This is a genomic window from Flagellimonas baculiformis, from assembly GCF_033441575.1.
Lineage (GTDB): Bacteria > Bacteroidota > Bacteroidia > Flavobacteriales > Flavobacteriaceae > Flagellimonas > Flagellimonas baculiformis.
On the sequence record NZ_JAUZVW010000004.1, the window covers coordinates 350771 to 377167 of the forward strand.

General features: G+C 47.2%; 27 protein-coding genes. 16 read left to right on the forward strand and 11 right to left on the reverse strand.

Annotated features, from left to right (window positions below):
* Positions 1 to 75: 75 nt before the first annotated feature.
* Entirely contained in the window at positions 76 to 318 is a 243-nt protein-coding gene (locus tag SD450_RS08355) for a zinc-ribbon domain-containing protein (protein ID WP_318344127.1), read from the reverse strand.
* A 36-nt stretch (positions 319 to 354) separates the two neighbouring features.
* Positions 355 to 705: a DUF6150 family protein gene (locus SD450_RS08360; RefSeq protein WP_318344128.1), complete on the reverse strand. Its 351-nt coding sequence runs from the start codon at positions 703 to 705 to the stop codon at positions 355 to 357.
* Positions 706 to 787: 82 nt separating this feature from the next.
* On the opposite strand from SD450_RS08360, the gene SD450_RS08365 reads away from it, so the two are divergent.
* On the forward strand, positions 788 to 1456 hold the full coding sequence (locus SD450_RS08365; protein WP_318344129.1) for a 2OG-Fe(II) oxygenase: 669 nt from the start codon (positions 788 to 790) through the stop codon (positions 1454 to 1456).
* A gap of 2 nt (positions 1457 to 1458) precedes the next feature.
* Here the strand turns inward: SD450_RS08365 and SD450_RS08370 are convergent, their stop codons facing one another.
* Entirely contained in the window at positions 1459 to 1770 is a 312-nt protein-coding gene (locus SD450_RS08370) for a phosphoribosylpyrophosphate synthetase (protein ID WP_318344130.1), read from the reverse strand.
* A gap of 58 nt (positions 1771 to 1828) precedes the next feature.
* Entirely contained in the window at positions 1829 to 3667 is a 1839-nt protein-coding gene (locus tag SD450_RS08375; protein WP_318344131.1) for a Xaa-Pro dipeptidyl-peptidase, read from the reverse strand.
* A gap of 144 nt (positions 3668 to 3811) precedes the next feature.
* On the opposite strand from SD450_RS08375, the gene dnaG reads away from it, so the two are divergent.
* A complete protein-coding gene (gene dnaG, locus SD450_RS08380; RefSeq protein WP_318344132.1) occupies positions 3812 to 5785 on the forward strand; it encodes a DNA primase in 1974 nt (657 codons plus the stop codon).
* 69 nt (positions 5786 to 5854) lie between these two features.
* On the opposite strand, the gene SD450_RS08385 is transcribed toward dnaG, so the two are convergent.
* Together SD450_RS08385 and nadE are read right to left on the reverse strand one after the other, a co-directional pair.
* Positions 5855 to 6484 (reverse strand): response regulator, encoded by a 630-nt coding sequence (locus tag SD450_RS08385; protein ID WP_151889747.1) that lies wholly within the window; start codon positions 6482 to 6484, stop codon positions 5855 to 5857.
* A 161-nt stretch (positions 6485 to 6645) separates the two neighbouring features.
* A complete protein-coding gene (nadE, locus tag SD450_RS08390) occupies positions 6646 to 7434 on the reverse strand; it encodes an NAD(+) synthase (protein ID WP_318344133.1) in 789 nt (262 codons plus the stop codon).
* A 66-nt stretch (positions 7435 to 7500) separates the two neighbouring features.
* Here nadE and gldB point away from each other — a divergent pair, with 66 nt between their 5' ends.
* The gene (gene gldB / locus SD450_RS08395; protein ID WP_318344134.1) at positions 7501 to 8490 is read left to right on the forward strand and encodes a gliding motility lipoprotein GldB; all 990 of its coding nucleotides are present in this window, start codon (positions 7501 to 7503) and stop codon (positions 8488 to 8490) included.
* Positions 8491 to 8832, forward strand: a complete 342-nt coding sequence (gldC, locus tag SD450_RS08400) for a gliding motility protein GldC (RefSeq protein ID WP_318344135.1) — start codon at positions 8491 to 8493, stop codon at positions 8830 to 8832.
* Here gldC and SD450_RS08405 read toward each other — a convergent pair.
* The 5 genes from SD450_RS08405 to SD450_RS08425 all read right to left on the reverse strand — a co-directional run bounded on the left by SD450_RS08405 (position 8829) and on the right by SD450_RS08425 (position 12662).
* Positions 8829 to 9326 carry a hypothetical protein gene (locus SD450_RS08405; RefSeq protein ID WP_318344136.1) on the reverse strand — a complete coding sequence of 166 codons (498 nt, stop codon included), beginning with the start codon at positions 9324 to 9326 and terminating at the stop codon, positions 8829 to 8831. The two genes, gldC and SD450_RS08405, sit on opposite strands and share 4 nt — an antisense overlap.
* Before the next feature lie 115 nt (positions 9327 to 9441).
* Positions 9442 to 10170, reverse strand: a complete 729-nt coding sequence (locus SD450_RS08410; RefSeq protein WP_318344137.1) for a pirin family protein — start codon at positions 10168 to 10170, stop codon at positions 9442 to 9444.
* A 90-nt stretch (positions 10171 to 10260) separates the two neighbouring features.
* Complete coding sequence (locus tag SD450_RS08415; protein ID WP_318344138.1) at positions 10261 to 11127, reverse strand: AraC family transcriptional regulator; 867 nt, start codon at positions 11125 to 11127, stop codon at positions 10261 to 10263.
* Positions 11128 to 11188: 61 nt separating this feature from the next.
* Positions 11189 to 11800 (reverse strand): ribosome biogenesis GTP-binding protein YihA/YsxC, encoded by a 612-nt coding sequence (yihA, locus tag SD450_RS08420; protein WP_318344139.1) that lies wholly within the window; start codon positions 11798 to 11800, stop codon positions 11189 to 11191.
* Between the two features lie 97 nt (positions 11801 to 11897).
* Positions 11898 to 12662, reverse strand: coding sequence for an alpha/beta fold hydrolase (locus SD450_RS08425; RefSeq protein ID WP_318344140.1), 765 nt, complete (start codon positions 12660 to 12662; stop codon positions 11898 to 11900).
* A 266-nt stretch (positions 12663 to 12928) separates the two neighbouring features.
* On the opposite strand from SD450_RS08425, the gene mraZ reads away from it, so the two are divergent.
* The 12 genes from mraZ (at position 12929) to ftsA (ending at position 26390) form a co-directional block, all read left to right on the forward strand.
* Positions 12929 to 13384: a division/cell wall cluster transcriptional repressor MraZ gene (gene mraZ / locus SD450_RS08430; RefSeq protein ID WP_072878523.1), complete on the forward strand. Its 456-nt coding sequence runs from the start codon at positions 12929 to 12931 to the stop codon at positions 13382 to 13384.
* Positions 13377 to 14279: a 16S rRNA (cytosine(1402)-N(4))-methyltransferase RsmH gene (gene rsmH / locus SD450_RS08435; RefSeq protein WP_318344141.1), complete on the forward strand. Its 903-nt coding sequence runs from the start codon at positions 13377 to 13379 to the stop codon at positions 14277 to 14279. Before mraZ ends, rsmH begins: the two co-directional genes overlap by 8 nt.
* A gap of 4 nt (positions 14280 to 14283) precedes the next feature.
* Complete coding sequence (locus tag SD450_RS08440) at positions 14284 to 14601, forward strand: FtsL-like putative cell division protein (RefSeq protein ID WP_108424287.1); 318 nt, start codon at positions 14284 to 14286, stop codon at positions 14599 to 14601.
* Complete coding sequence (locus tag SD450_RS08445) at positions 14601 to 16610, forward strand: penicillin-binding protein (protein ID WP_318344142.1); 2010 nt, start codon at positions 14601 to 14603, stop codon at positions 16608 to 16610. The genes SD450_RS08440 and SD450_RS08445 overlap by 1 nt, the downstream gene beginning before the upstream one ends.
* The gene (locus tag SD450_RS08450) at positions 16607 to 18070 is read left to right on the forward strand and encodes a UDP-N-acetylmuramoyl-L-alanyl-D-glutamate--2,6-diaminopimelate ligase (RefSeq protein WP_318344143.1); all 1464 of its coding nucleotides are present in this window, start codon (positions 16607 to 16609) and stop codon (positions 18068 to 18070) included. Before SD450_RS08445 ends, SD450_RS08450 begins: the two co-directional genes overlap by 4 nt.
* A gap of 90 nt (positions 18071 to 18160) precedes the next feature.
* Positions 18161 to 19381, forward strand: a complete 1221-nt coding sequence (gene mraY / locus SD450_RS08455; protein WP_318344144.1) for a phospho-N-acetylmuramoyl-pentapeptide-transferase — start codon at positions 18161 to 18163, stop codon at positions 19379 to 19381.
* Entirely contained in the window at positions 19382 to 20716 is a 1335-nt protein-coding gene (gene murD / locus SD450_RS08460) for a UDP-N-acetylmuramoyl-L-alanine--D-glutamate ligase (protein WP_318344145.1), read from the forward strand. It begins immediately after the preceding gene.
* A gap of 3 nt (positions 20717 to 20719) precedes the next feature.
* Positions 20720 to 21925, forward strand: a complete 1206-nt coding sequence (locus SD450_RS08465; protein ID WP_318344146.1) for an FtsW/RodA/SpoVE family cell cycle protein — start codon at positions 20720 to 20722, stop codon at positions 21923 to 21925.
* Positions 21912 to 23000 carry an undecaprenyldiphospho-muramoylpentapeptide beta-N-acetylglucosaminyltransferase gene (murG, locus tag SD450_RS08470; RefSeq protein WP_318344147.1) on the forward strand — a complete coding sequence of 363 codons (1089 nt, stop codon included), beginning with the start codon at positions 21912 to 21914 and terminating at the stop codon, positions 22998 to 23000. The genes SD450_RS08465 and murG overlap by 14 nt, the downstream gene beginning before the upstream one ends.
* A complete protein-coding gene (gene murC, locus SD450_RS08475) occupies positions 22997 to 24346 on the forward strand; it encodes a UDP-N-acetylmuramate--L-alanine ligase (RefSeq protein WP_318344148.1) in 1350 nt (449 codons plus the stop codon). The genes murG and murC overlap by 4 nt, the downstream gene beginning before the upstream one ends.
* A 208-nt stretch (positions 24347 to 24554) precedes the next feature.
* Positions 24555 to 25055, forward strand: a complete 501-nt coding sequence (locus tag SD450_RS08480; RefSeq protein WP_318344149.1) for a cell division protein FtsQ/DivIB — start codon at positions 24555 to 24557, stop codon at positions 25053 to 25055.
* A gap of 3 nt (positions 25056 to 25058) precedes the next feature.
* A complete protein-coding gene (gene ftsA / locus SD450_RS08485; RefSeq protein WP_318344150.1) occupies positions 25059 to 26390 on the forward strand; it encodes a cell division protein FtsA in 1332 nt (443 codons plus the stop codon).
* The last annotated feature ends 7 nt before the right edge of the window (positions 26391 to 26397 follow it).

Here is a 26397-nt window from a genome sequence, read left to right on the forward strand (position 1 = left end):
ACCAATTATCGAAGAGTTGAACTTTAATAAGATTCTTCATTTCATTCAGAATGACACTTTTTAGACCTTTTTATATTAGGACGATAGGGCCCGTTCCATTTCAGGTGTAAACTCTTCCTTGTAATAAACCCGCTTGCAGTGGGAACATTCCGCATAGCGGATCGTGTTGAGGGTAAAAATCGGTATCCAGAACAAATGGGCATGATTGGGTTGGGAAACTGCGGTCAATGTGTCCCGTTGGTGGCAATGCGGACAGCTGACATTTTTCAAGGTTTTAGTCTCTTTTTTTCCAGGTCTGCTTCCAAAGAAAAGGATCATACGTTTCGATTTGGGCACAAAGATACAGCGTTGGGATCATTCCAAGACCGGGAATTCAAGTGCCAGTCTTTTGGCATCGTTTCTCCAGCCCGCTTTATGGTCCCGGTCCACGAAGAACACCGTAAGGTCCGCTTTATATTCTCGATCCACAAAGAACACCTCAAAATCTGCCTTGTAATCCCTGTCCGTAAAAAACCATAGCCCCTTATTGTATTTCGCCTTGTAGTCCCGGTCCACTTTGTGGACAAGAAGGTCTGCTTTGTATTCGCTATCCACCTCAAAGACCAAATAATCAGCCTTATAGTCGGCATCAACTTCAAAAACACGTTGCGCCGAAAGGGCAGGGGAAAGGAGGGAAAGGATAAGAATGGGGGGTATGTTTTTCATAATGAAACGATTGGGACAAAATTGGTGCCATGATATATCGATGTAGGTTGAGCATGTCCAAAATAAGAAAAACAGTGGTTCATTGTTGAATATTCTCTACATTCGCACACATTTTGAACCATTGGAAACCTACCACAGTTTGGAAGATTGGTTGTCTTGGATGGATGACCTCTCCAGTAAAGATTACGTGATCATTGACCATTTTCTTCGGGATGAACTCTATGCCGAGATCAGGTCTTTTTTTCTGGACATGCTGCCCAAGTTCAATGAGGCAGGGATAGGTGCAGATACGGAAAAGCAGATCAACAGCAAGATCAGGGGCGATTTCACCTATTGGTTGGACCGGGAAAGGGACAGTCACTTGAGGACGTACTGGGGATTGGTGGATGAGATCATGCAGATGTTCAATCGATATTGCTACCTGAGTCTTTCCGGATATGAGTTCCATTTGGCACATTACCCTTCGGGCGGGCATTACGATAAACATTTGGATCAATTTGAACGCAGGAACAACCGGATGATCTCCGTGGTGATTTACCTTAATGAAGGTTGGCAAAGAGGGGACGGTGGGGAACTAGAAATTTTTGAAAAGGACGGTTCCAGCTTTTTGGTGGATCCTTTGGCGGCCAGATGCGTGATGTTCAAAAGTGCCGAAGTGCCCCATGCAGTGCTCCAAGCGCACAAAAGTCGGTTCAGCTTAACAGGGTGGCTGCTCTATCAACCTTCTGCCTTGGGCCAGTTTTTTGGATAGATCTAGCTCCTCGTCACAATCGGGATTTTTTTGATGAGCTCCTCATTTTGATTATGCTCCGCACTGTACGACATCACTAGCGTGCCCTTGGTGCCATCAGTGGCCTCAATGGTGAACACAGTAGCTTGGTCTTCGGGGTCGGTCATCCCCTCAAAACGGTATGAGGCCATGATCTTCAACTCACTGGGGTGGTATTCCTTTTTGGAATACAGGGCTTTGATACAACTGTCCCCTGCTTCAAAATCTTCTATATACCCCTCTTGGGTCAAGGTGTTCACGGCTTCAGAAAGCGTATCAAAACTGTGTTTGTCCATTGTTGTCCAGTTATTTTTATTTCACCTTTATAAGATCCAAAATCGATTTCCCTTCCATTTAAGGACTTGTGACAGGGATTTTTCCTCCCACCACCGGGAGAACGAGTTGCGTTCCGTCCAAGTCCACGGTCAGTTCCGTGCCGGGTTCGGGCCATAGGGTGAATTCCTTGTCACTGGAGAAGATCATCAACCCAATTTGCTGCCCCTTGGGGATGATTTGGTCATCCGGCATCAGTCCAAACTCCATTTCATAAAACTTGTCCGGGACCAAAGGCTCACTTTCAGTAAGGGATTTGTGGTTCTGGGGATCCGCCCATCCCCGGGTAATGATGTTGTCCGTGATCTTGGTGCTGTGCCCCTCATTCCAGGGCAAGGATACCAACCAAACGGACAGATTGGCGGCGGGTTTGCTGCTGGCCAGTTTGATCTTGATTTTTGGGATGCCCGAAATGTGCACATCCTCGGAAAGGGGAGGTGTTACATAAATCAACCTATGGTTGGTCATCTCGGCCTGCGCCAAACTAGATCCCGAAAAGGAATAGTTGTCCACCAAGGTCTCCGTTCCCTGTTTTTGCGGTTTGGAGGTGAAGAGCTGTCCTTTTTTAGGTGCCCCTTTGGTCAAAAATAAAGTGACGTCCGATGCTTTCGGATTGGGATAGTCCTCATAGGATGTCGGGTTTTCCATTTTATCATCTTCCCGAACGATCCAGGCCTTTGGGTCATTTTCCACCCCATTGTCAATGCCGTGCAGGTATTTGGTGAACCATCGGTTTATCATGGAGATGGGGGGTGGGCCACCGTGTCCATTTTGATGGTAATAGATTTGGACCGGTAAACCTTTCTCCCTGGCCTTGTCATAAATACGGTAGCTGTGTTCGGGCATCACGTTCCAGTCGTTGAAGCCATGCGACATCAAAAGGGCGGCCTTCATGGGTCCCATGTCGTTGAGGTAGTCCCGTCCGGCCCAGAAATCGTTATAATCCCCGGTGATGCGGTCCTGTCCGTTCTTCATCTCCGTGTCGCGGACCACCTTGTTGTTCCTGGCCCTTTTGGATTCATCGCCACTGTGGATAAAATCGTAGAGCACATCAATGTCTTCCCCCAAATACCCGCCGGGTGAGCGTACGAGTCCATTGGAGCGATAGTAATGGTAGTACGAAGTGTTCGGGGCGATGGGGATAATGGCCTCCAGTCCTTCCACGCCCGTTGTGGCAGCCGCCAAGGGCAGGGTGCCATTGTACGAAGTGCCCGTCATGCCCACTTTGCCCGTGGACCAATAGGCCTTTACTTCCGTGTTGCCATTTCGCTCGGTATATCCTTTTGCCCTGCCGCACAACCAGTCGATAACGGCCTTGGGTGCCAGGGACTCATTGTCGCCTCCAACGGTCGGAGCGCCATCGGAAAGTCCGGTGCCGGGCGAGGAGGAATGCACCACGACATATCCGCGGGGTACCCATGTCCTTATTTGGGAATTGGAAATGATGGGGCGTTCCCCTATCCGGGTCACCTCTGGGTGTTTTCGAGGTTTTCCGGCTTCTCCCAATTCGTGTTTCACGTCCCAGAAAATACCATCGCCCAAACCAGCAGTTCCTGCATAATAAGGGCTGGATTCATAGATGACGGGAAGTTTCAGGCCTTCGGTCTCGGTCTGTTCCGGACGGGTGACATCCACATGCATACGATCCAATTTTCCATCCCCATCGGAATCAAACTCGGTTTCCACCCAAAGATCGTGGCGTATCCATTTGCTGGGGTCGGAAAAAGCCTCGACCACTTGGGCCTCCCCATTTTCATAGATCGGGGCTGCTTTCTCCACCATTTGAGAATGGACGTTGAAGGCTATTCCCCATGAAAAAACGGCCAAAACGGCTAACTTCCGTAATCTTTTAAATGTCATATCTCTTTCTGTGTTTTTGAAAAATCCCTAAGGGACGTCCATAACGGACACCTAAGATAAGAAATCTTGAAAGGGAATGTTGGTACCGGATTCACCAAATCTTTGTTTTTATTTACCTTTAACAGCTATTTCAAAGCATTGTCCTTGATTTCAAAAACCACCATAGACCAAGTATATGAGACCGCCCGATTGGAGGAGGTGATCGGGGATTTTGTGCAGTTGAAGAAGTCAGGCTCCAATTTTAAGGGACTCAGCCCTTTTACGGACGAGCGCACCCCAAGTTTTATGGTGTCCCCCGTCAAGCAGATCTGGAAGGATTTCAGTAGTGGAAAAGGGGGGAATGTGGTGGCCTTTTTGATGGAACATGAGCACTTTACCTATCCCGAAGCCATAAAATATTTGGCGAAAAAGTACAATATCGAGGTAGAGGAGACCGAGCAGACCAGTGAGGAAAAGGAGCAGGCCAACGAGCGGGAAAGCATGTACCTGGTCTCCGAACATGCACAAAAATACTTTGCGCAGACCCTCTGGGACTCGGGACCGGGAAAGGCCATTGGCCTTACGTATTTCAAAGAGCGTGGTTTTACCGATGGGACCATCAAAAAGTTCGGGCTCGGATATAGCTTGGACGAGTGGGAGGCCTATACCCAAACTGCTTTGGACCAGGGCTACCAATTGGAGTTTTTGGAAAAGACGGGGCTCACCATTGTGAAGGAACAAGCAGGCGGGGAGGTCAAACGGTTCGATCGTTTCAAGGGAAGGGTCATGTTTCCCATCCACTCCATGAGCGGACGGGTACTGGGTTTTGGCGGAAGGATTTTGGGCAATGACAAAAAAGCGGCCAAGTACCTCAATTCGCCCGAAAGCGACATCTACCACAAGAGCAAGGTACTTTATGGCATCTACTATGCCAAGCAGGCCATTGCCAAAGAGGACAACTGTTATTTGGTGGAAGGCTATACGGACGTCATCCAAATGTACCAGAAGGGCGTCGAAAACGTGGTCTCTTCCAGTGGTACCGCCTTGACGCCAGAACAGATACGGTTAATCAACAGGCTCACGAAGAACATCACGGTGCTTTTTGATGGGGATGCGGCCGGATTGCGTGCCTCGCTCCGTGGGATTGACTTGATCTTGGAACAGGGAATGAACGTAAAGGTGTGCACCTTCCCCGAAGGAGAGGATCCCGATAGTTTTGCCAAGAACAATACGTATGAGGACTTGGTGCTTTATCTGGAGGAGAATGCCAAGGATTTTATCCAGTTCAAGACATCTTTGCTGGCCAAGGAGGCGGCCAATGACCCCATCAAGCGAGCGGACACGGTAAGGGATATCGTTAACAGTATCAGCAAGATACCCGACCGCATACAAAAGGAGATCTACATTCAGGAATGCGCCAAGATCATGCAGATTTCGGAGGAAGTACTGTACAATACTTTGGCGCAGATTGATAAAAAGGGTATGGCAGATGCCTCCAAGAAGATCAAGGAGGAACAGAAAGCCTTTGAGGTCGTTAAAAACGACCCTGTGGTGGAGAAGGTGGATGTGCAATATGAACTGGAGCGCAAGATCATTGAAGTGCTCTTGTTGTACGGAAACCAAAAGCAGGAGTTTGAAGACCTGGTGCTCAAGGAAAATGAGTCTGGGGAGTTGGTCTTGGAGCCTGAAATTGTAGAGGCCAAGGTGTATGAAAAGGTATTTTTGGATCTTCAGGAGGATGAAATCGAACTCACCAATGGACAGTTTAAGAACATCTATTACAAATTGATAGAAAGCTTGAACGAGAACGAGGAATTCTCATTGAACACTTTTTTGGCCGAACTGGACCAAGATGTGGTGCCAGAGGTGTCGTCCATTTTAATGGAAGAGGAGCAATATGTCCTGCACGATTGGGAACGTCGTGAAATCTATCCGAAAGGGAAAAAGTTGGGCGTGGCCCAGTTGGTGGGGGAGACCATTCTTACCCTAAGGTGCAATCTGATCAAGAACCGCATCCAAAAACTACAGGAAAAAACGCAGGAAAGCAATGGGGACCATACTGAAATTTTGGAAGAAATAGTCAACTACTTGCAGTTGAACAAGTTGTTGAATGCAAAACTGAACCGGGTCCTTTCGTGATGGGATAAAAAAAATCCCGGAAAGTGAAAACTGTCCGGGACTTACCTTAGTTGGTTTGGTTGGGTATTTTCAATATAATTCCAGGGCCTTGGCCTGTTGCAACAGATCCACCAAGTTATCCACATTCAATTTTTTCATCAAACGGGCCTTGTAGGTGCTCACTGTCTTTTCGTTCAAGTTGAGTCCTTCGGCGACTTCCTTGTTTCTTTTTCCACTGGCCAGCAGTTTTAGTACCTCAACTTCCCTTGAGGACAATTTTCTGAAGAACCTTCGTGGTTTTTGGGTGCCTTCGTCAAAGGCCAGGCGTTGGGCCAGCTCATTGGTAATGAACATATTGCCGTCGCTCACTTTTCTCACCGCGGAAATGATGTAATCCAGGTCAGCAGTTTTGGATAGATAGCCGTAAGCTCCGGCACGAATGGTGCTCAGGGCGTACACATCTTCGGATTGACCACTGTACATCAGGGTTTTGATGTCAGGGAATTCCAATTTCATCTTTCTTAGAGTGGCAATCCCGTTGATTTCTGGGATATCCATTTCCAAAATGACCACGTCCGGGGTCATTTTTTTCAATGTTTCAAAAAGCTCTGATGTAGTGGAGACGTCTGCAATGATTTCAATATCTGAGCTAGATTCAAGCACCTGTTTAATACCAAGCCTTACTACAGGATGGTTGTCAGCGATCAATACCTTTATCATTCGGTTTTGAGTTTAGTTTTTTTGTTAGTTAGTGTCTGATTACCTGCACGGTATAGCGGGCAAGATAATAATTTGACAGCGTAAAATTGTACTTTTTTTCTTAAAACCATAGTTTTTCTATGGTTTTTTTCGTCTTAAACTGGGATTTCTGCGTCAAAAGGTCATTTCAGGCTGGCTGGAACCTCACAAATGGGGATAGGAACCATCTTATGTTTGTTTGCAGTATTGTACCTTTTATATATGGAGAATACTTCTTTTTTCCTGTCAGAGAAATCTTCAATTGTTTTTCCGGCCCCATCCATTTTCATGGCCCACTCCAATTCTGGGTAAGACGCCCCTATCTGGTCCTCATCCGTTCTACTGTCGCCCCAAAGGCCATCAGTAGGTGCTGCTTCCATAATGTCCTGGTTAACGCCCAACACCCTCCCGAGTTCATACACTTCGGTCTTCACCAAATCCGCAATGGGGCTAAGGTCCACCCCTCCATCCCCGTATTTGGTATAGAAACCTACGCCAAAATCTTCTACTTTGTTTCCGGTACCAGCCACGAGGTAGCCTTGGAGTGCGGCAAAATAATAGAGTGTGGTCATCCGTAATCGGGCCCTGGTATTGGCAAGGGACATAAACCGTTCCTCTTCGTTCAGCACTTTGGGAAAAGCGGCCACAAGACTGTCGAACACAGGGGTAAGGTCCACAGGCTGTCGGGACACATTCGGGAAATTTTCCATCAACCAATCAATATGGCGGTCGGCACGGGTAACCTGGCTTTCAGCCTGGTGTATGGGCATCTCCAAACACAATAGATCCAGCCCGGTCTTGGCGCAAAGTGTTGAAGTGACGGCGGAATCGATCCCTCCCGATACCCCGATTACAAAACCTTTGCAATTGGCATTGGTGGCATACGCTTTCAACCAATCCACAATATGGGCTATTACCTTTTCTGTTTGCATATCTTACTTTTTGTTTTCAATAAATTACCTTTGTTCCCTGTAAATTTAAACCCTACGCCCATAAAAATGAAGAGGTTGTTCAAATACTTTGCGAAACAGGCACCTTTGTGTTTGGTTTTGGGGATTTTTCTTTTCTTTTTCTCCTGTAAAAAAGAGGACAAGGTGGAGCAGGAGATTGCAAAAGTGCCCATTGAACTCCAAATTTCCCGTTTTGACCGTGAGTTTGCACAGGCGACGCCTGAGGGCATTCCCCAATTGAAGAAAAAATACCCCTACCTCTTTCCCGAACAATTTCCCGATAGCATCTGGGAGGCAAAATTGTCCGATACCCTTCAAATTGAACTTTCCGAAGAGGTGGACAAGACCTTTGGGGATTTTGAAGAGGAAGCAGGGGAGTTGGAGTCCCTTTTTCAGCATATCAAATATTATTTCCCGGAGTTTGAAGTGCCCAAAGTGGTCACGCTCACTTCAGATGTGCGGTATGAGGACCGCATCATATTGACGGATACCCTTCTGCTGATAGGGTTGGACAATTATTTGGGCCCGGACCATCGTTTTTATGGCGGCATACAGCGATACATATCGTCCGGACTGGACAAGCAATTTCTGGTTTCCGATGTGGCCAGTGCTTTTTCCAAAAGAGTGCTTGCCTATCCTAGAAACCGGACTTTCCTTTCGAGAATGGTGCATTACGGCAAGGAACTGTATATAAAGGACAGGCTGCTTCCCCATAATACGGATGCACAAAAAATAGGCTATACCCAAGAAGAAATGGACTGGGCCATGGCGAACGAGGAACAGATGTGGAAATATTTTGTGGAACGGGACCTGCTCTACAGTACGGACTCCCAACTGGACCGAAAGTTTTTGGACCCAGCACCGTTTTCCAAGTTTGGACTGGAACTGGACAATGAATCCCCGGGAAGGCTGGGCAGATATATGGGTTGGCAGATCGTTAGGGCCTTTATGGAAAAAAATGAGGTGGGTCTCCGACAGCTTTTGGATATGCCGGCGGATGAGATCCTAAAAAAATCGAACTATAAACCAAGAAAGTAGATGGCGGTAGTACATACTTCAGAAATAAAATTGACAGTGGGACTTGATGAGAACAGGGTTCCTGAGGAATTGAAATGGTCTGCCCAGGACGGTGGTGTGCAAGAGGAAGATGCAAAGGCCATGATGTTGTCCGTTTGGGACAGCAAGAACAAGGAATCCCTTAAAATAGACCTTTGGACCAAGGATATGCCAGTGGACGAGATGAAGATTTTCTTCCATCAGACCTTGATGACCATGACCGATACCTTTATGAAGGCCACGCAGGACGATAAAATGACGGCCACCATGAGGGATTTCTGCGATTATTTTGCAGAAAAACTGGAGCTTGGCAAGTCACGTTAGCCCAAAGGCATGTCCAATTTGTTGAATTGGGCTTTTTGTTCGCCGGTCAATCCCAAAACATGCTCTATTTTATTCTTCGTAGGTTTTTGCAGGAACAGGAAGAGGACCAAAAAGGCGCCTATGATGATGTAGGCCAAATTTTGGGTGTTTGAAAAAATCACCATCGAGAAAAGGGCTGCACCTTCCAACAGTGCATATTTAATGATGGAAACGGTTTGGAACTTGGCCAGTTTCTCTTTAAGTCCAAGTTCTTTGGGGACCTTGCCCATTATTTTCTTAAAGATAAAATTCCCCATAACAATACTGCTTAGGGCAATGAGAGGGACAATAGCCAAAAACATATCGCCTGAACCCGAAAAGTCCAATAGGATATTATCTGCTTGCGAATAAAATAATACTCCCATGATGATGGGGGTGGCGGCAATGCCCAGGTGCAAAAAAGACATGGTTTTCAAAAAGCCGCTAGGTGTGATGTATTTTTTGTCTTGTTTCATTGTAGGTGAATGAATGGTTATCCTAAAATAACCAATAATCCACTTCATCGTCCATGGTTGGGAAAATAAAAAGCCCCGGTCGGGGCTTTTTTTAATGATGCTTTCATTGGAAAAATCAACGTCCAACGCTGCCAAGGCCCATCGGCACTTCCATGAGCAGCACCCTACTGTCTGTGTTGGATTTCAGGTCGAAGGAATCCGTTTCCCAAATTCCAAGACCATCCCGTTTTTCAAGTTGCTGTCCATTGATGTCCACGGTACCTTCCAGTACAAAGACATAGACCCCATTTCCTTCTTTCTTGATGTTGTAGGTGTCCATGGCGCCAGATTCAAACTTGCCCAAATGGAACCAGGCATCTTGATGTACCCACACACCTTCATCATCAGGGTTGGGGGAGAGTACTTGGTAAAAAGCATTCTTTTTCTCAATGTCCCTTATGGAAATCTGGTCATAACGGGGCTCCACGTTCCTTTTATTGGGGAAGACCCAGATCTGTAGGAACTTCACCTCCTTATCATCATTCTTATTGTATTCACTGTGAAAGATGCCCGTTCCGGCACTCATTACCTGTACGTCCCCTTCTTTTATGGTGGTCACATTGCCCATGCTGTCCTTGTGTTCCAAGTCCCCTTCCAAAGGAATGGAAATAATCTCCATGTTGTCGTGGGGGTGGGAGCCAAACCCCTTGCCCGGTGCCACTTGGTCATCATTTAGTACGCGGAGCACCCCAAAATGCATCCGTTCTGGATTTTGATAGGCGGCGAAACTGAATGTATGGTGACTGTTGAGCCAGCCATGGTCGGCATGCCCTCTGGTGTCTGCTTTGTGCAATACGGTCTTCATATGTCTTATTTTTTTGTTCCCTACAAAGGTCGGGCAAGCAAGAGGTTTTGGGGATATGAAAACACGGGAGGGACTTATGAAAATCCGATATTAGGCCAATTCTTTGAACTTGCTCGGGGAAATGCCCGTGCAGGACTTGAAAAAAGCACTGAAGTTGGCCGGCTCTGAAAAACCAAGTTCAAAGGCAATCTCTGTTTGGGAGAGGGCAGAAAAATACAGCAATCGTTTGGCGGCAATGGTGATCCTACTTTGGATGTGCTCCTTGGATGTTTTTCCGGTGAGGGATTTCACCACACGGTTCAGGTGGTCGGGGGTGATGTGCAGCGCATCGGCATAGGCGGATGCATGGTGCCACGTCTTGAACTTTTCGTTCACCAGTTGTTTGAAGTTGCGCACCAAAACGGCACCGACCTCCATGGTCTGGGAATCCAGTTGGGTCAAAGAACACAGGTTGTGGCAAGCAATCAAAAGCAATTTGAGCAAAGCGCCGATGGCCTCAAACTTATAAGTGTCGTGGGACCGGTAATAAAATTCCATTTCCGAGGCGTAGGACAGGATGCGGTCCATTTCCGGCTCGCTGACCATCAGGGGCGGGGTGTTGCCAAAATCATTGAACAGGTTGATGTCGTCAATGAAATCCACTAAAATATGGTTCATGGCGAGGAACTGGGCGGAAAAAACAATGGAATAGCCAAAGGAGCTCGTTTCTTCCTTGAGTTGATGCACCTGCCCGGGACTGATGAAAAAAACCTGGTTTCCTGCAATGGGATGCGTCTTGAAATCGACCAAATGGACGCCCTTTCCTTTTTTGACGACAAGAATGGTGTAATAGTCATGTCGGTGGGGCTCATCGGCCAGACCGTTCCTTTTTTTATGGATATCCTCCATCTTGGAAATGCCAAAACTGAGCGAACCATCGGCCCTGTTCACATTATGGTAAGTCTTCACTGCATCCATGCTCCCTAAATTGCATGGAAAATACGCATTAAAAAAATAAATCCTTTGGATTTATCCGAGATCAATTATTGGAGAAAAATTGTTGGTTGATGCCATCTATGAACTCCAAAAGTTCATCCTTGCCCATCCGGTTGCTGGATGAGGTGGTGAAATGTGGTGGAGCTTCTTCCCATGCGCCTTCCCTTAATTTTTGTAGATAGGCTTCCGCTTGTTTTTCAATGGTGCCGGGCTTGAGTTTGTCCGCTTTGGTGAAGATAATGGCAAACGGCACCTGATTGGTCCCCAGCCATTCCATGAACTCAAGATCAATGGGTTGTGGGTCGTGTCGGATGTCCACAAGCACAAAACCGCAGACCAATTGTTTCCGTTTTTGAAAATATTCGGTGATGTATTTCTGAAAGGTGTTTTTGTCCTTTTTGGAGACCCTCGCATAGCCATATCCGGGCAAATCCACCAAAAACCAATTGTTGTTGATCTTGAAATGGTTGATGAGCTGCGTTTTCCCCGGTCTTCCAGAGGTCTTGGCCAATCCCTTTCTGTCCACGAGCATATTGATAAGGGACGATTTTCCCACATTGGACCGCCCAATAAAGGCATACTCCGGCAGCGGTTCATTGGGGCATTTGGCCACATTGGAATTGCTCATTATGAATTCGGCGGAAGAAATCTTCATTTTGAATAGATGTTAGACAATAGAAAATAGACGATAGACAATGGTAAAATACTAAAAACACCCATTAATAAAACTAAAAAATGCTAACGTCTAACTATTAGAACCCTCTCTTCTTCAACCAAGCGTCCAGAATGCGGTTAAAGTCCTCTGGGTGCTCCATCATGGGCGCATGGCCGCATTTCTCTATCCAGTACAGGTCGGAATCCGGCAAGAGTTCGTGAAATTCCTTGGCCACATTGGGAGGGGTCACCGTATCGTTCTCGCCCCAAATGATGCAAGTAGGGGTTTTCATGTGCGGCAGGTCCTTTGACATGTTGTGGCGGATGGCACTTTTGGCAATGGCAAGGGTCTTTACCAACTTCATCCTATCGTTCACCGTGGCAAACACCTCGTCCACAATTTCTTTGGTGGCCACTTCGGGATCATAAAAGACATCCTGCGCCTTTTTCTTGATGAACTCATAATCGCCACGTTTGGGATAGCCATCGCCCATGGCACTTTCATAGAGCCCGGAGCTTCCGGTGATCACCAGTGCCTTGACCATTTCGGGGAACATTTTGGTGTGCAAGAGACCAATGTGCCCACCTAGGGAATTGCCCAAAAGAATGACATCCTTCAACTCTTTGGCCTCGATGAAACCTTCCAAAAACTTGGCAAAGTTCTTTACGGTCGTCTTCAGGATGGGCATGTCGTAAATGGGGAGCTCGGGGATCAAGACCTTGTAGCCCTTGGAGGGGAAATAGTCAGATACGCCCTGAAAATTGCTGAGTCCACCCATAAGTCCGTGAAGGATGATCATGGGGATTCCCTCGCCCTTTTCTATATACCTGTATTTGCCATCCTCAATTAAATGCTCTTCCATTAATAGTCAGTTGGTAGTAAGAGGCGCAAATATAGGCATTTCATGTTACAAAGAATTCAGGTTTTTGGTGCATCGGGGGCAAGTTTTTTCGGTTTGCCCAAGATTTCGGAAGTGTGCGGGCCTTTTTGATGAAGGGATTTTTTGGCTTCAAAAGTTTGCTTTTGGTCTAAAAGTGGTGAATTTATCAACAAAAGTGGTGGTAAGTGGAGAAATGTGGAAATAAAATCTATATATTTGAGTTGTATTAAGTAACCAATTGATTTCTAGTGACCCATATCATAGGACAACATGATTGCAAAGCGGATTCAAAAGGAAGGGTATTGCTGCCCATTTCCTTGAAAAATCAGCTATTGCCTGTCCTGAAGGAAGGGTTCATTATCAAGAGGTCGGTTTTTCAGCAGTGTCTGGAACTCTATCCAAAGCAAGAGTTCGATGCGCTGATGCAGAAGGTGATGAAGAAGAGCAAGATCAACCGCAAGTACGATGCCTTTGTGAGGAATTTTGTGGCCGGGATGAAGGAAGTCGCCATCGATGGGGATTCCGGAAGGTTGCAGATACCCAAGAACCTCGTGGATTTTGCGGGAATCGATAAGGAGGTTGTGCTCAATGCGGTCTTTGACAAAATTGAGATCTGGGACAAGGACAAGTATGAAAAAGTCTTGGCCGAAGGGGAGAAGGATTATGCAGATTTGGCCGAAGAGATCTTTGATGACGATGAGTAATGCATATCACAATCCGGTGCTGTTGCAAGAGTCGGTGGACGGATTGGACATAAAGAAAGATGGGGTGTATGTGGATGTCACCTTTGGTGGTGGAGGGCACTCCAGTGAAATATTGAAACGATTGGGCGAGGGCGGAAAGCTGTTCGCATTTGATCAAGACGAGGATGCCCTGCAAAATGCATTGCTCGATGACAGGTTCCAGTTGATCAACCAGAATTTTCGCTACCTCAAGCAATATCTAAAGTTCTATGGTATTCGGAAAGTCGATGGAATCTTGGCAGATTTCGGGGTTTCCTCCCATCAGTTCGATGAAGCGGCCCGCGGATTCTCCACTAGGTTCAATGCTGATCTGGACATGCGAATGAACAGGGGCAATGCCCTATCGGCCTATGAGGTGATCAACGCTTACCCCCAAGAAGATCTGGCATCGGTGCTGTTCCAATATGGGGAACTGCGAAACGCCAACGCCATGGCCAAGACCATTGTGGAAGCAAGGGCGGTCAATCCGATCAAAACCACGGAAGAATTGAAACAGACCTTGGGCAAGTTTTTGCCCAAGATGAAGGAGAACAAAATCTTGGCCCAGATCTATCAGGCCATTCGGATAGAGGTCAACCAAGAAATAGAGGTGCTGAAGGAGTTTTTGCTCCAAGTGCCGGAGGTTCTGGAAAAAGGTGGGCGATTGAGCATGATCAGCTACCACTCCCTGGAAGACCGTTTGGTGAAGCGTTTCATACGTGACGGACGGTTCGAGGGTGAACCTGAAAAGGACTTTTATGGGAACATCGACGTTCCCTTGAAAAAAGTGGGAGGGCTCATAGTGCCATCCGCAGAAGAAGTGGCCCGAAACAATAGGGCAAGAAGCGCAAAACTCCGCATTGCGGAACGCATATAGAAAAATGAGAAAAGGATTGCTGGACATATTAAAAGGAAAGTTTTTGGTGAGCGGGGATGCTCCCAAGAACTGGATGTTTTTGTTGTATGCCTCCTTCTTGGCCGCATTGATGATTTCCAGTAGTCACAATGCCGATAAAAAAGTAATGGAAATAGCCGCCTTGAACGAGGAGGTGAGAAAATTGAAAAGTGAGTTTTTTCAAGGAAGGTCCAATGTGCAACAGCTCAAGCTGGAATCCACTTTGCGAAAAGAAGTGGCGGACAAAGGGCTTGTTCCTTCCGAAAACCCACCGAAGAAAATAGTGGTAAAATCAGCGGAATAGTGGCAATCACCGAAAAAAATATCATGAATAGGCTCTACCTCGTAGCAGGTGGACTTCTGGTCATGGCCATTGCCGTGGTGGTGAAGCTGGTGGATATCCAGATGGTGGAAGGTGAAAAATATAAGGAACTTGCCCTGAGCAAGACCGAAAAAATGTTCACCATAGAACCCAATCGGGGCAATCTGTATTCCGAAGATGGTAGTCTATTGGCCGCATCCGTTCCCAAATACGAGATCAGGTTCGATGCGCAAACGGTGTCCGAAGCAAATTTCCAAAAATATGTTGCCGCCCTGTCCGATTCGTTGGGGAACCTTTTCAACAGACCTTCTTCCTATTACAGGCAATTGTTCAGAAAGGCCAGGGTCAATGGCAGCAGGTACGAACTGGTGGCGCGTAACGTGGATTACTTGAGTTATGTCCGCATCAAACAATTCCCTCTTTTCAACCTAGGCCCATATAAAGGCGGTTTCATCGAGACCCATCGTGTGGTGAGGGAATACCCTTTGGGTAAGATGGCAGCCAGGAGCATTGGTTATGAAAGAGTGGATGAAAACGGATACTATACCCGTGTAGGTTTGGATGGTGCCTTTGGAGAGACCTATCTGAGGGGCAGGGAAGGAAAACGTTTGAAGCAAAAAATAGCCAAGGGCCAATGGAAACCCGTCGGTCTGGATAATATTGTGGAGCCACAGGATGGACTGGACGTGGTGTCCACCATCGATGTGAACATCCAGGACATTGCCCACCACGAATTGTTGAAGCAGCTGGAAAAATATAAGGCCGACCATGGTTGTGTGGTGGTCATGGAGACCAAGACCGGGGAGGTGAAGGCCATCTCCAATCTGGGGCGAACCTCTGATGGGACATACTACGAAAAACTGAACTATGCCGTGGGGGAATCGCATGAGCCGGGTTCTACCTTTAAATTGATGTCCTTGGTGGCCGCTTTGGAAGATAAGGTCGTGGATACCAGCACGGTCATCGATACGGAAAGGGGAAAATACAGGATATATGATGGTGTGGTAAAGGATTCCAAGTGGGATGGCTACGGGAAGATTTCCACGGCAAAGGCCTTTGCAGTTTCTTCGAACACTGCTTTTGCCAAGATCATCAATGAAAATTATAAGGAACAGCCAGCCAAGTTCGTGAACCGTTTGATGAACATGGGGCTGCACAAAAAATTGGACCTCCCGATCATTGGTGAAGGAGATCCCGTGATCCGTTATCCAGGAGACAAAGGTTGGTCGGGCATATCCCTTGGGTGGATGTCCCACGGCTACGAAGTGTCGTTGACGCCCATGCAGACCTTGGCCTTTTACAATGCCATTGCCAATGACGGAGAGTTGGTAAAACCCCGATTGATCAAAGAGGTGAGGGACGGCAGTAAAGTGGTGAAACGATTTGACAAGGAGGTGCTGAATCCTTCCATCTGCTCCAAAGAGACTGTGGACAAGGTAAGGCAACTCATGAAGGATGTGGTGGAGAAAAAATACGGCACCGGACACGGGCTGTACTCCAAGAACTTTTCCATGGCAGGCAAAACGGGTACCACCCAGAAGAACTATGTGGAAAAGGATCCGGACAAACTGGCCTATATCTCCTCTTTCGCAGGGTATTTTCCGGCAGACAATCCCAAATATTCCTGTATCGTGATCATCCATGAACCGGATAAGAGCGAGGGGTATTACGGCGCGGACGTATCAGGTCCTGTCTTCAAATCCATGGCACAAAAGATACATGCCATTTCACCTTTGGTGGACGAAGTAGAAACCAAGGAATATGATGACCCTGATCTGGACAAGGCATATGAGCAATACTTTGCCATGGCCCAGAAAAAATTTGGGACCGTGCCCAATGTGAAAGGGATGAGCGGAATGGACGCAGTGTCTTTGCTTGAAAATTTGGGGCTGGAAGTGGAGGTGCACGGAAATGGAAAAGTGAAGAAGCAGTCCATCGATCAAGGAACGGACATCAAAAAAGTAAAGAAAATAGTATTGGAGCTTTCATGAAGTTGTTGAAGGACATATTATATGGTGTGAGCCTAAATGCGGTGAGCGGGGATACCAACGTCATGGTGAACCATATCCATTTTGATTCGAGAAAAGTGGAGATGGACGATGTGTTCGTGGCTGTTCGGGGTACCATCACTGATGGGCACATGTACATCCAAAAAGCGGTGGACTTTGGTGCCAAAGCGGTGGTCTGTGAAGAATTGCCCGAACTGTTGGTCAATGGTGTCACCTATTTGAAGGTGCCGGATTGCAACAGTGCCTTGGCCGTGATGGCTTCCAATTTTTATGGAAACCCATCCAAAAACCTAAAACTGGTCGGAATTACAGGGACCAACGGAAAGACTACGGTAGCCACACTGCTCTACAACCTCTATACGAAAGCGGGTTACAAAGCGGGCCTTCTTTCAACCATAAAGGTAATGGTGGGGGATAAGGAATATCCGGCGAGCCACACGACGCCAGATGTTATGACCATCAACAATTATCTGGCAAAGATGAGTGCCGAAGGGGTGGAATGCTGTTTTATGGAGGTGAGCTCGCACGGTATCCATCAGAAAAGATCCGAAGGACTGCATTTTGCAGGGGCGGTCTTTACCAATCTTTCCCATGATCATTTGGACTACCACAAAACTTTTGCAGAATACCGCGACACCAAGAAAAAACTGTTCGACACTTTGCCCAAGACGGCTTTTGCCTTGGTCAACATCGATGACAAGAATGGATTGGTGATGTTGCAGAACACGAGGGCCAAAAAATATACGTATGCCCTAAAATCGTATGCGGATTACAGGGCCCAAATATTGGAGAAGCAATTCAATGGACAGTTGTTGAAGCTGGATGACAATGAACTGTGGACGAAGCTCATTGGGGATTTCAATGCCTATAACCTATTGGCCATCTATGCGGTGGCGGACCTTTTGGGGTTGGAAAAAATGGAGATCCTGAGACTGATGAGCGAACTGGAGACCGTGAACGGCAGGTTCCAATACTATATATCCAAAGAAAAAATAACGGCAATAGTTGATTATGCCCATACGCCGGACGCACTAAAAAATGTATTGATCACCATCAATGCATTGAGGACTGGAAATGAAAAGGTCATCACCGTAGTGGGGTGTGGTGGTGACCGCGATAAGTCTAAGCGTCCGGTTATGGGTCATATCGCTTCCGAGATGAGTGACCAGGCCATTTTCACATCCGATAACCCCAGGACCGAGTCCCCGGCGACCATCATTGAGGAAATGGAAAAGGGAGTGGAGGCCCAGAACACCAAAAAAGTATTGTCCATCGAGAACAGAAAGCAGGCCATAAAGGCAGCTTGCAAGTTGGCCTTGGCCAATGATATCATCTTGGTGGCGGGAAAAGGACATGAAACCTATCAGGAAACCAATGGCGTCCGGGTGGATTTTGATGATTTTAAAGAAGTAAAAGAGGCTCTCGAGAGCCTAAATAAGTAATTGAATAAAGGTAATAGGAAGCAAGGCCAAGGAATATGGTTCGAAGCAATTTCTGTCTTGTGTCTTACATCTTAAGTCTTATATCTGAATATGTTATACTACTTGTTCGAATTTTTAGAGAAACAATACCAACTGCCGGGTGCGGGCCTTTTTAGGTTCTTGACCTTTAGGGCGGCCATGGCCGTGATGTTGTCTCTTCTGATAGCAATGGTATATGGAAAGCGGATCATCCTGTTCCTGCAAAAAAAGCAGATTGGGGAAAGCATCCGGGATCTGGGACTGGAAGGCCAACAGCAAAAAGCGGGAACACCCACCATGGGAGGGTTGATCATCATTATGTCCACCCTATTGCCCGTAATTTTGTTTGCCGATATCAAAAATATCTATGTGATTCTGTTAATCGTCACCACGATTTGGATGGGCGCCATCGGGTTTGTGGACGATTATATCAAGATATTCAAAAAGGATAAAAAGGGACTGAAGGGAAGATTCAAGGTCATGGGCCAAGTAGGTTTGGGCTTGATTGTGGGCGTTACGCTCTATTTCCATCCCATGGTCACCATCAAGGAGAAAGATACCACGACCATCACGGAGGATTTCAAAGTGGAAAAGGTTTTTGGTGAAGAGACAAAGGCGGTCCGGACCAATGTGCCCTTTTTCAAGAACAATGAGTTGGATTATGCCGACTTTATTTCCTGGATGGGCGAAGGGGTCGAGGACTATGCGTGGCTCATCTTTGTCCCCGTGGTCATTTTGATCGTCACCGCGGTTTCCAATGGGGCCAACCTGACGGATGGAATTGACGGCCTCGCAGCAGGTTCTTCAGCAATCATCGTGCTGACCCTGGGCATCTTCGCATGGGTTTCGGGAAATATCCAGTTTTCAAACTATCTGGATATTTTCTACCTGCCCCGAGTGGGGGAATTGGTGGTGTTCATTGCAGCTTTTGTAGGGGCCTTGGTCGGATTCCTATGGTACAACACCTATCCGGCCCAAGTGTTTATGGGAGATACAGGGAGCCTTACCATCGGGGGCGTCATTGCGGTGATCGCCATTATGGTGAGAAAAGAATTGCTGATTCCCGTATTGTGCGGGATTTTCTTTGCCGAGTCCCTGTCCGTGATGTTGCAGGTGGGGTATTTCAAGCATACAAAAAAGAAATATGGTGAAGGGAAACGGATATTCCTGATGGCGCCCTTGCACCACCATTACCAAAAGAAATTATATCACGAGAGCAAGATAGTGACGCGGTTCTGGATCATTGGGATCTTATTGGCCATCATCAGCATCGTCACGTTAAAAATTCGATAGATGGGCCGCTTGGTGATACTTGGAGGAGGAGAAAGTGGGGTGGGAACCGCCATTTTGGGAAAGCAAAAAGGATTTGAAGTCTTTGTCTCGGACAAAGGTGAGATCAAAGAGAAATATAAAGAAGTTCTTGAACATTTTGAGATTGAATGGGAGTCTGGCGACCATACGGAGGCCAAGATCCTGAATGCTGATGTGGTGATGAAAAGTCCCGGCATTCCCGATAAGGCGCCATTGGTCAAGGCACTAGTTGCCAAAGGCATTCCGGTCATTTCGGAGATAGAGTTTGCATCAACATATACCGATGCGACCATCATCGGAATAACGGGAAGCAACGGGAAGACCACGACCACGATGATGACCCATCATCTTTTGAAGGAAGGTGGATTGAACGTGGGCATGGCAGGAAACATCGGTGACAGCTTTGCCAAAATGGTGGCCGAGAAAGATATGGATCAGTATGTGTTGGAGATCAGCAGTTTTCAGCTGGACGGCATTGTGGATTTCAAACCACATATCGCCGTGATCACCAACATCACCCCGGACCACTTGGACCGATATGAGTACCAATTTGAAAACTATATCGCCTCCAAGTTCCGTATCGCCATGAACCAGGATGAAAACGATTACCTGGTCTATGATGCCGACGATGAAGTCATGGAAAGTTGGTTAAAGAAAAACCCTGTTCAATCCAAATTGGTCCCTTTTTCTGTCAAAAGAAGAGTAGAGGAAGGCGCCTGGTTGGAGGATAAAACGATTAAAATAAAATTAGAACATAAAACCTTGGAAATGAGTACAGATAGTTTGGCCTTGGAAGGGCAGCACAACGTAAAGAACACTATGGCCGCAAGTATGGCCGCCCTTTTGGTGAAGGTCAGGAAAGAGACCATCCGCCAAAGTATCCAGTCCTTTCAGGGAGTGCCCCATAGGCTGGAAAAAGTGTTGAAAATCAATCATGTGGAGTACATCAACGATTCCAAGGCAACCAATGTCAACGCCACCTTCTATGCCCTGGACGGCATCAAAAAGCCCATTGTTTGGATAGCGGGCGGAGTGGACAAAGGAAACGACTATGCGGAGTTGATGCCGCTGGTAAGGGAGAAGGTGAAGGCCATTATCTGTTTGGGTGTGGACAATACCAAGTTGAAAGAGTCTTTTGGCAATGTGATAGACCTTATGGTGGAGACCTATTCCATGGAGGAAGCGGTCAAAGTGGCCTATAAGATTGCGGAACGGGGCGATGCCGTCCTTTTGTCGCCGGCCTGTGCCAGTTTTGACCTTTTCAAGAACTATGAGGATAGGGGAGATCAATTTAAAGCAGCAATCAAAAATTTGTAGAACGTGTTGGCCATATTCAAAAATCTGAAAGGTGATAAAGCCATCTGGGGCGTAGTGGCCCTTTTGGCCCTTTTCTCATTTTTGCCTGTCTATAGCGCAAGTACCAATTTGGTTTTTGTGAACGATGACGGGACCACGTTCGGGCACTTGGTGAAGCATGCCGTGCTCTTGTTCTTGGGCTTCGGGATCATTTATGCCATCCATAAGGTCCCTACCCATTATTTTAAGGGGCTTTCCATTATTGCCCTGCCCATTGTATTGATTTTACTGGGTTACACCTTGACCGTGGAAACGGAAATCGGCGGTGTCACGGCCAACCGTTGGATCAAGATTCCTTTTGTGGGGGTCAATTTCCAGACATCCACTTTGGCCTCTGTGGTATTGATGATATGGATTGCCCGGTATTTGACCAAGATCAAGGACGTCAAGATCACTTTCAAGGAAAGTATATTGCCGCTTTGGCTCCCAACGGCCTTGGTGGTGCTGCTCATTCTGCCCGAAAACTTTTCAACGGCAGCCATCATCTCTTTTATGGTGTTGGTGCTGTGCTTTTTGGGGGGATATCCGCTAAAATACCTGTTTGCCATGGTGGGTACGGGAATCGTTCTGGGCGGTATGTTCATGTTCGTGCTCTTCAAGGCACCCGAGGTGTTGCCGGATAGGGCGGGCACATGGAAATCCAGGATAGAGACCTTTCTTCATCCTGAACAGGCGGACAAGGACGATTTGCACCAGCTGACCCTGGCCCAGATAGCCATCGCCGAAGGCGGCGTGGTGGGCAAAGGGGCCGGAAAGAGCGTCATGAAAAACATGTTGTCGCAAAGTACCTCGGATTTCATCTTTGCGATCATAATTGAAGAATATGGATTGTTGGGTGGAGGAGCCTTGTTGTTCTTTTACCTCTTGTTGTTGTTCCGGATAGTCGTGGTGGCACACTCGGCCAAAACGGTGTTTTCAAAACTGTTGGTGATCGGGGTCGGGCTGCCCATTGTGTTCCAGGCATTCATCAATATGGCCGTAGTGGTGCAATTGTTCCCGGTAACGGGCCAGCCATTGCCGCTGATCAGTATGGGGGGGACGTCCATTTGGATGACCTGCTTGGCCATCGGCATCGTATTGAGCGCGAGCAACAAGACAGAGAATTTGGAGGAGCAATCCTATGATATAGATGAGACCAACCCTTTAGAAGTATTGAGTGGGCAGTTATAGGTTCATACTTTCTGGAGGAGGCACGGGAGGACATATCTATCCCGCGGTGGCCATAGCCAACGAGCTGAAGAAAAGGCATCCCGATGCCAAGTTCCTGTTCGTGGGGGCCAAGGATAAAATGGAGATGGAAAAAGTGCCACAGGCCGGATATGAGATCAAAGGCTTGTGGATAAGTGGATTACAACGGAAACTGACATTGAAAAATCTCATGTTTCCCTTTAAAGTGATAAGTAGTTTGTTGGAAGCCAGAAAAATAATGAAGCAGTTCAAGCCCCATGTGGCCATAGGTACGGGAGGCTTTGCCAGTGGCCCATTGTTGCGGATGGCAACCAGTGCGGGCATTCCCTGTGTGCTTCAGGAACAGAATTCCTTTGCGGGCATCACGAACAAACTATTGGCAGGAAAGGCCGAGAAAATATGTGTGGCCTATGATGGCATGGAACGGTTTTTTCCAAAGGAAAAGATCGTGAAGACAGGTAACCCTGTCCGCATGGATTTGGTGGACCAGAAATCGGGCAAGGAAGAGGCCCTTGGTTTCTTTGGCTTGGATGCAAACAAGAAGACCGTCCTGATCTTGGGAGGAAGTCTGGGTGCCAGACGCATCAACCAATTGGTGGGGAAAGAATTGAAATTTTTTGAAGGGCAGAGGCTGCAAGTGCTTTGGCAGTGTGGCAAGCTCTATGTGGAGGAATACAAAACATACGATTCGGATTCGGTTAAGGTATTGGCCTTCGTCAATCGGATGGACTTGGCCTATGCTGCTGCGGATGTGATCATTTCAAGGGCCGGTGCAGGTTCGGTTTCGGAGTTGTGTTTGGTAGGAAAACCGGTAATCTTTATCCCATCGCCCAATGTGGCCGAAGACCATCAGACCCAAAATGCAAATGCCTTGGTGTCCAAAGAAGCTGCCATCATGCTGAAGGAAAGCGAACTGGATGCCGAATTTGAAAAAAAGTTTACGGAGTTGATGGCTTCCACAGCGATGCAGGAACGTCTAGGAACGAACATCAAAAAATTGGCCATGCCCAAGGCCACGGAACATATAGTGGATGAAATTGAAAAATTGCTGAAGTGAACCTGAAGGATATACATAGCGTCTATTTTATTGGTATAGGAGGCATAGGTATGTCCGCTCTGGCCCGTTATTTCGATTTTATCGGAAAACCGGTTGCCGGGTACGACAAAACCTCAACGCCCATTACCGATGGTCTTCAGGAAAAGGGGATCCAGGTCCATTTTGAGGATGATATCGCTTCGGTGCCGGACACGTTCAAACAGCCGGGCACCTTGGTGGTCTATACCCCTGCGGTCCCTGCATCCCATGGTGAACTCAATTTTTACAAAGCGAATGGTTTCGAGATCAAGAAACGTTCGGAGGTATTGGGTATCATCACCAAAGACTCCTATTGCTTGGCCGTAGCGGGCACGCATGGAAAAACGACCACCTCATGCATCTTGGCGCACCTGCTCAAGGAGTGCGGACTTCCCTTCACTGCCTTTTTGGGAGGGGTGTCGGAAGATTTCAACAGCAATTTTGTGTTGGAGGGCACTGAATATTCCGTGGTGGAGGCTGATGAGTTCGATCGTTCCTTTTTGAGATTGTTCCCCACGGTGGCCTGTATCACAAGTATGGATGCCGACCACTTGGACATTTATGGCACCCATGAAGAGTTGCAACAGTCCTTTCGGGATTTTGCAGGAAAGATAAAACCAGGCGGTAAGCTGTTCGTGCGAAGAGGATTGCCCATGGAGGGCATCACCTTTGGCATAGAGGACGGCTCCGACTTTTGTATTGAACATATTGACATTGAACAGGGAACCTACGTATTTGATATTGTTACGCCTTCCGAGGTGCTGAAACAAGTCCGTTTCGGTAAGCCGGGTAGGCACAATTTGCTCAATGGATTGGCTGCTTTTGCGATGGCGGTGCAAACGGGTTGCCCACCCCACCGCCTTGCCGAAGCTTTGGCCACATTCAAGGGCGTGCAGCGTAGGTTTTCGTACCAGATCAAGGAAAAGGATTTCGTTTTTATTGATGACTATGCGCACCATCCCGCTGAAATTGATGCAGTGCACCAGGCCATACGAGAGATGCATCCCGGGGAAAAGGTGACGGCAATATTTCAGCCCCATCTGTTTTCGAGGACCAAGGATTTTGCGGACGATTTTGCCCGAAGTCTTTCCCAGTTCGATGAAGTTATTCTCTTGGAAATCTATCCGGCACGGGAAGAACCCATGGAGGGCATCACATCGGCCTGGCTATTGCAGAAAATAGACAACCCGAATAAAAAACTGGTTCCCAAAGCAGAATTGATAAAAGAAGTGAGTAACTGCAAAACAGGGGTTTTAGTGGCCCTTGGCGCAGGGGATATAGGGCTCGAAGTGCCCAAAATAAAAAAAGAATTGGCTTATGCGGGTTAATTGGAATTACATCAAACTGGTTTTTTTGTCGGTTGCCGTAATTGCACTTTACGGTTTTGCCGATCAGCGGAGCAAAAAAAGGAAGGTAGAAGACGTCTCGGTTAAATTTGTGGGCGACAACAATTTGTACTTGACTGAGGATGCGGTTAATAAATTGTTAATACAAAATTACGGGCCCTTAAAAAATAGGGCCAAAGAACAGTTAGTTTTGAATACCATAGAGGAGGTAATTCTGTCCAACGATATGGTGAAAAATGCCCAAGTCTATCTTACTGTAAACGGGGAACTTATCTCGAAGATTGTTCAGCGTAAACCGATTGGAAGAGTAGAAGGGGTCTCCAAATTTTATTTGGATGATTTGGGAGAGCGCATGCCATTGTCCAAGGAACATTCGGCAAGGGTGCCCATCATCACGGGTAAAATTACGGGCAGGACCCTCGAGGACGCATATGTGATCCTCAACTATATCAACGAAGATGATTTTCTCAGGAAAAACGTCATCGGGATACATATTGAAGAGGAAGGAAGCTATCAACTCAAATTCCGCATGGAGAACTTTGTGGTGAATTTGGGGGGAGTGGACAATCTAAATACAAAGTTTAAGAATTTCATGGCCTTCTATGCCAAAGCGGCCAAGGACAATTCCTTGGAGGATTATGCAATAGTGAGTTTGGAGTTCAACAATCAAGTGGTTTGCACCAAAATATAAGATATGGAACAGGGTAATTATTCAGTTGGGTTGGATATTGGAACCACCAAGATCGTAGCGATCATTGGTAGGGAGAACGAGTATGGAAAAATTGAGGTTCTGGGCATGGGCAAGTCCAAAAGTCTGGGCGTGCACAGAGGGGTGGTGAACAACATCACGCAGACCATCTCCTCCATTCAGCAAGCAGTGGAGCAGGCAGAACTGAACTCTGGTCTAAAAATAGGTTCCGTTGTTGTGGGCATTGCCGGACAGCACATACGCAGCCTTCAACACAGTGACTACATCACCAGGCCAAATTCCGAGGAAGTCATCAACAATGACGATTTGGACAGGCTTTGCAACCAAGTCTACAAACTGGTCATGCTTCCCGGTGAGGAGATCATCCATGTACTGCCACAGGAATACAAAGTGGACGGCCAGTCCGAAATAAAGGAACCAAAAGGAATGTACGGTGGCCGTTTGGAGGCCAATTTCCATGTGGTGGTCGGCCAAGTATCATCCATCAAGAACATTGGAAGGTGCATCAAAAGTGCTGGGCTGGACCTGGGCAACATCACCTTGGAGCCTTTGGCCTCTGCCGAAGCCGTTCTGAGCCAAGAAGAAAAAGAAGCGGGCGTTGCCCTTATCGATATAGGTGGTGGGACAACGGACCTTGCCATTTTCAAGGATGGTATCATCCGCCATACCTCCGTTATCCCTTTTGGGGGCAACGTGATCACCGAAGACATCAAAGAAGGCTGTTCCATCATTGAAAAGCAGGCCGAACTGTTGAAAATCAAATTCGGTTCCGCATGGCCAGGCGAGAACAAGGACAACGAGATTGTCTCCATTCCAGGTCTAAGGGGAAGGGAACCCAAGGAAATTACCTTGAAGAACCTTTCCAAGATCATCCATGCAAGAGTGGTGGAGATCATAGAGCAGGTCTATGTGGAGATCAAGAACTACGGCCATGAGGACCAGAAGAAAAAATTGATTGCCGGAATCGTATTGACCGGTGGGGGAAGCCAATTGAAGCACTTGAAGCAATTGGTGGAGTACATCACCGGGATGGACACCCGAATCGGTTATCCCAACGAACATTTGGCGGGTGATTCCGACGAGGAAATTGCCAGTCCGTTGTATGCGACAGCGGTAGGACTGTTGATGAATGCCCTGGAGTCCAAAACAATGGGCAAGGTGGCACAACAACAGGAAGAAGCAAAAAAAGAGGAAAAGGTACTGGTGGAGCAGGAACATGTAGGGGCGGAAGCCACCATGACCTCGCATAAGGAAAGAAAATCCATTTTTGACAAGTGGTCCGAGAAGTTGAAGGACTTTTTGGACAACGCAGAATAATATAACC

Coding starts and splice junctions, on each gene's coding strand:
- SD450_RS08425 (WP_318344140.1), bottom strand. CDS start 12,662: ATGGAAGAGCATTTAATTGAGGATGGCAAATACAGGTATATAGAAAAG.
- SD450_RS08355 (WP_318344127.1), bottom strand. CDS start 318: ATGATCCTTTTCTTTGGAAGCAGACCTGGAAAAAAAGAGACTAAAACC.
- rsmH (WP_318344141.1), top strand. CDS start 13,377: ATGAGTAATGCATATCACAATCCGGTGCTGTTGCAAGAGTCGGTGGAC.
- gldC (WP_318344135.1), top strand. CDS start 8,491: ATGGCGGTAGTACATACTTCAGAAATAAAATTGACAGTGGGACTTGAT.
- ftsA (WP_318344150.1), top strand. CDS start 25,059: ATGGAACAGGGTAATTATTCAGTTGGGTTGGATATTGGAACCACCAAG.
- gldB (WP_318344134.1), top strand. CDS start 7,501: ATGAAGAGGTTGTTCAAATACTTTGCGAAACAGGCACCTTTGTGTTTG.
- yihA (WP_318344139.1), bottom strand. CDS start 11,800: ATGAAGATTTCTTCCGCCGAATTCATAATGAGCAATTCCAATGTGGCC.
- SD450_RS08375 (WP_318344131.1), bottom strand. CDS start 3,667: ATGACATTTAAAAGATTACGGAAGTTAGCCGTTTTGGCCGTTTTTTCA.
- murD (WP_318344145.1), top strand. CDS start 19,382: ATGGGCCGCTTGGTGATACTTGGAGGAGGAGAAAGTGGGGTGGGAACC.
- SD450_RS08410 (WP_318344137.1), bottom strand. CDS start 10,170: ATGAAGACCGTATTGCACAAAGCAGACACCAGAGGGCATGCCGACCAT.
- mraY (WP_318344144.1), top strand. CDS start 18,161: ATGTTATACTACTTGTTCGAATTTTTAGAGAAACAATACCAACTGCCG.
- SD450_RS08385 (WP_151889747.1), bottom strand. CDS start 6,484: ATGATAAAGGTATTGATCGCTGACAACCATCCTGTAGTAAGGCTTGGT.
- SD450_RS08360 (WP_318344128.1), bottom strand. CDS start 705: ATGAAAAACATACCCCCCATTCTTATCCTTTCCCTCCTTTCCCCTGCC.
- nadE (WP_318344133.1), bottom strand. CDS start 7,434: ATGCAAACAGAAAAGGTAATAGCCCATATTGTGGATTGGTTGAAAGCG.
- SD450_RS08415 (WP_318344138.1), bottom strand. CDS start 11,127: ATGGATGCAGTGAAGACTTACCATAATGTGAACAGGGCCGATGGTTCG.
- SD450_RS08450 (WP_318344143.1), top strand. CDS start 16,607: ATGAAGTTGTTGAAGGACATATTATATGGTGTGAGCCTAAATGCGGTG.
- SD450_RS08405 (WP_318344136.1), bottom strand. CDS start 9,326: ATGAAACAAGACAAAAAATACATCACACCTAGCGGCTTTTTGAAAACC.
- SD450_RS08370 (WP_318344130.1), bottom strand. CDS start 1,770: ATGGACAAACACAGTTTTGATACGCTTTCTGAAGCCGTGAACACCTTG.
- SD450_RS08440 (WP_108424287.1), top strand. CDS start 14,284: ATGAGAAAAGGATTGCTGGACATATTAAAAGGAAAGTTTTTGGTGAGC.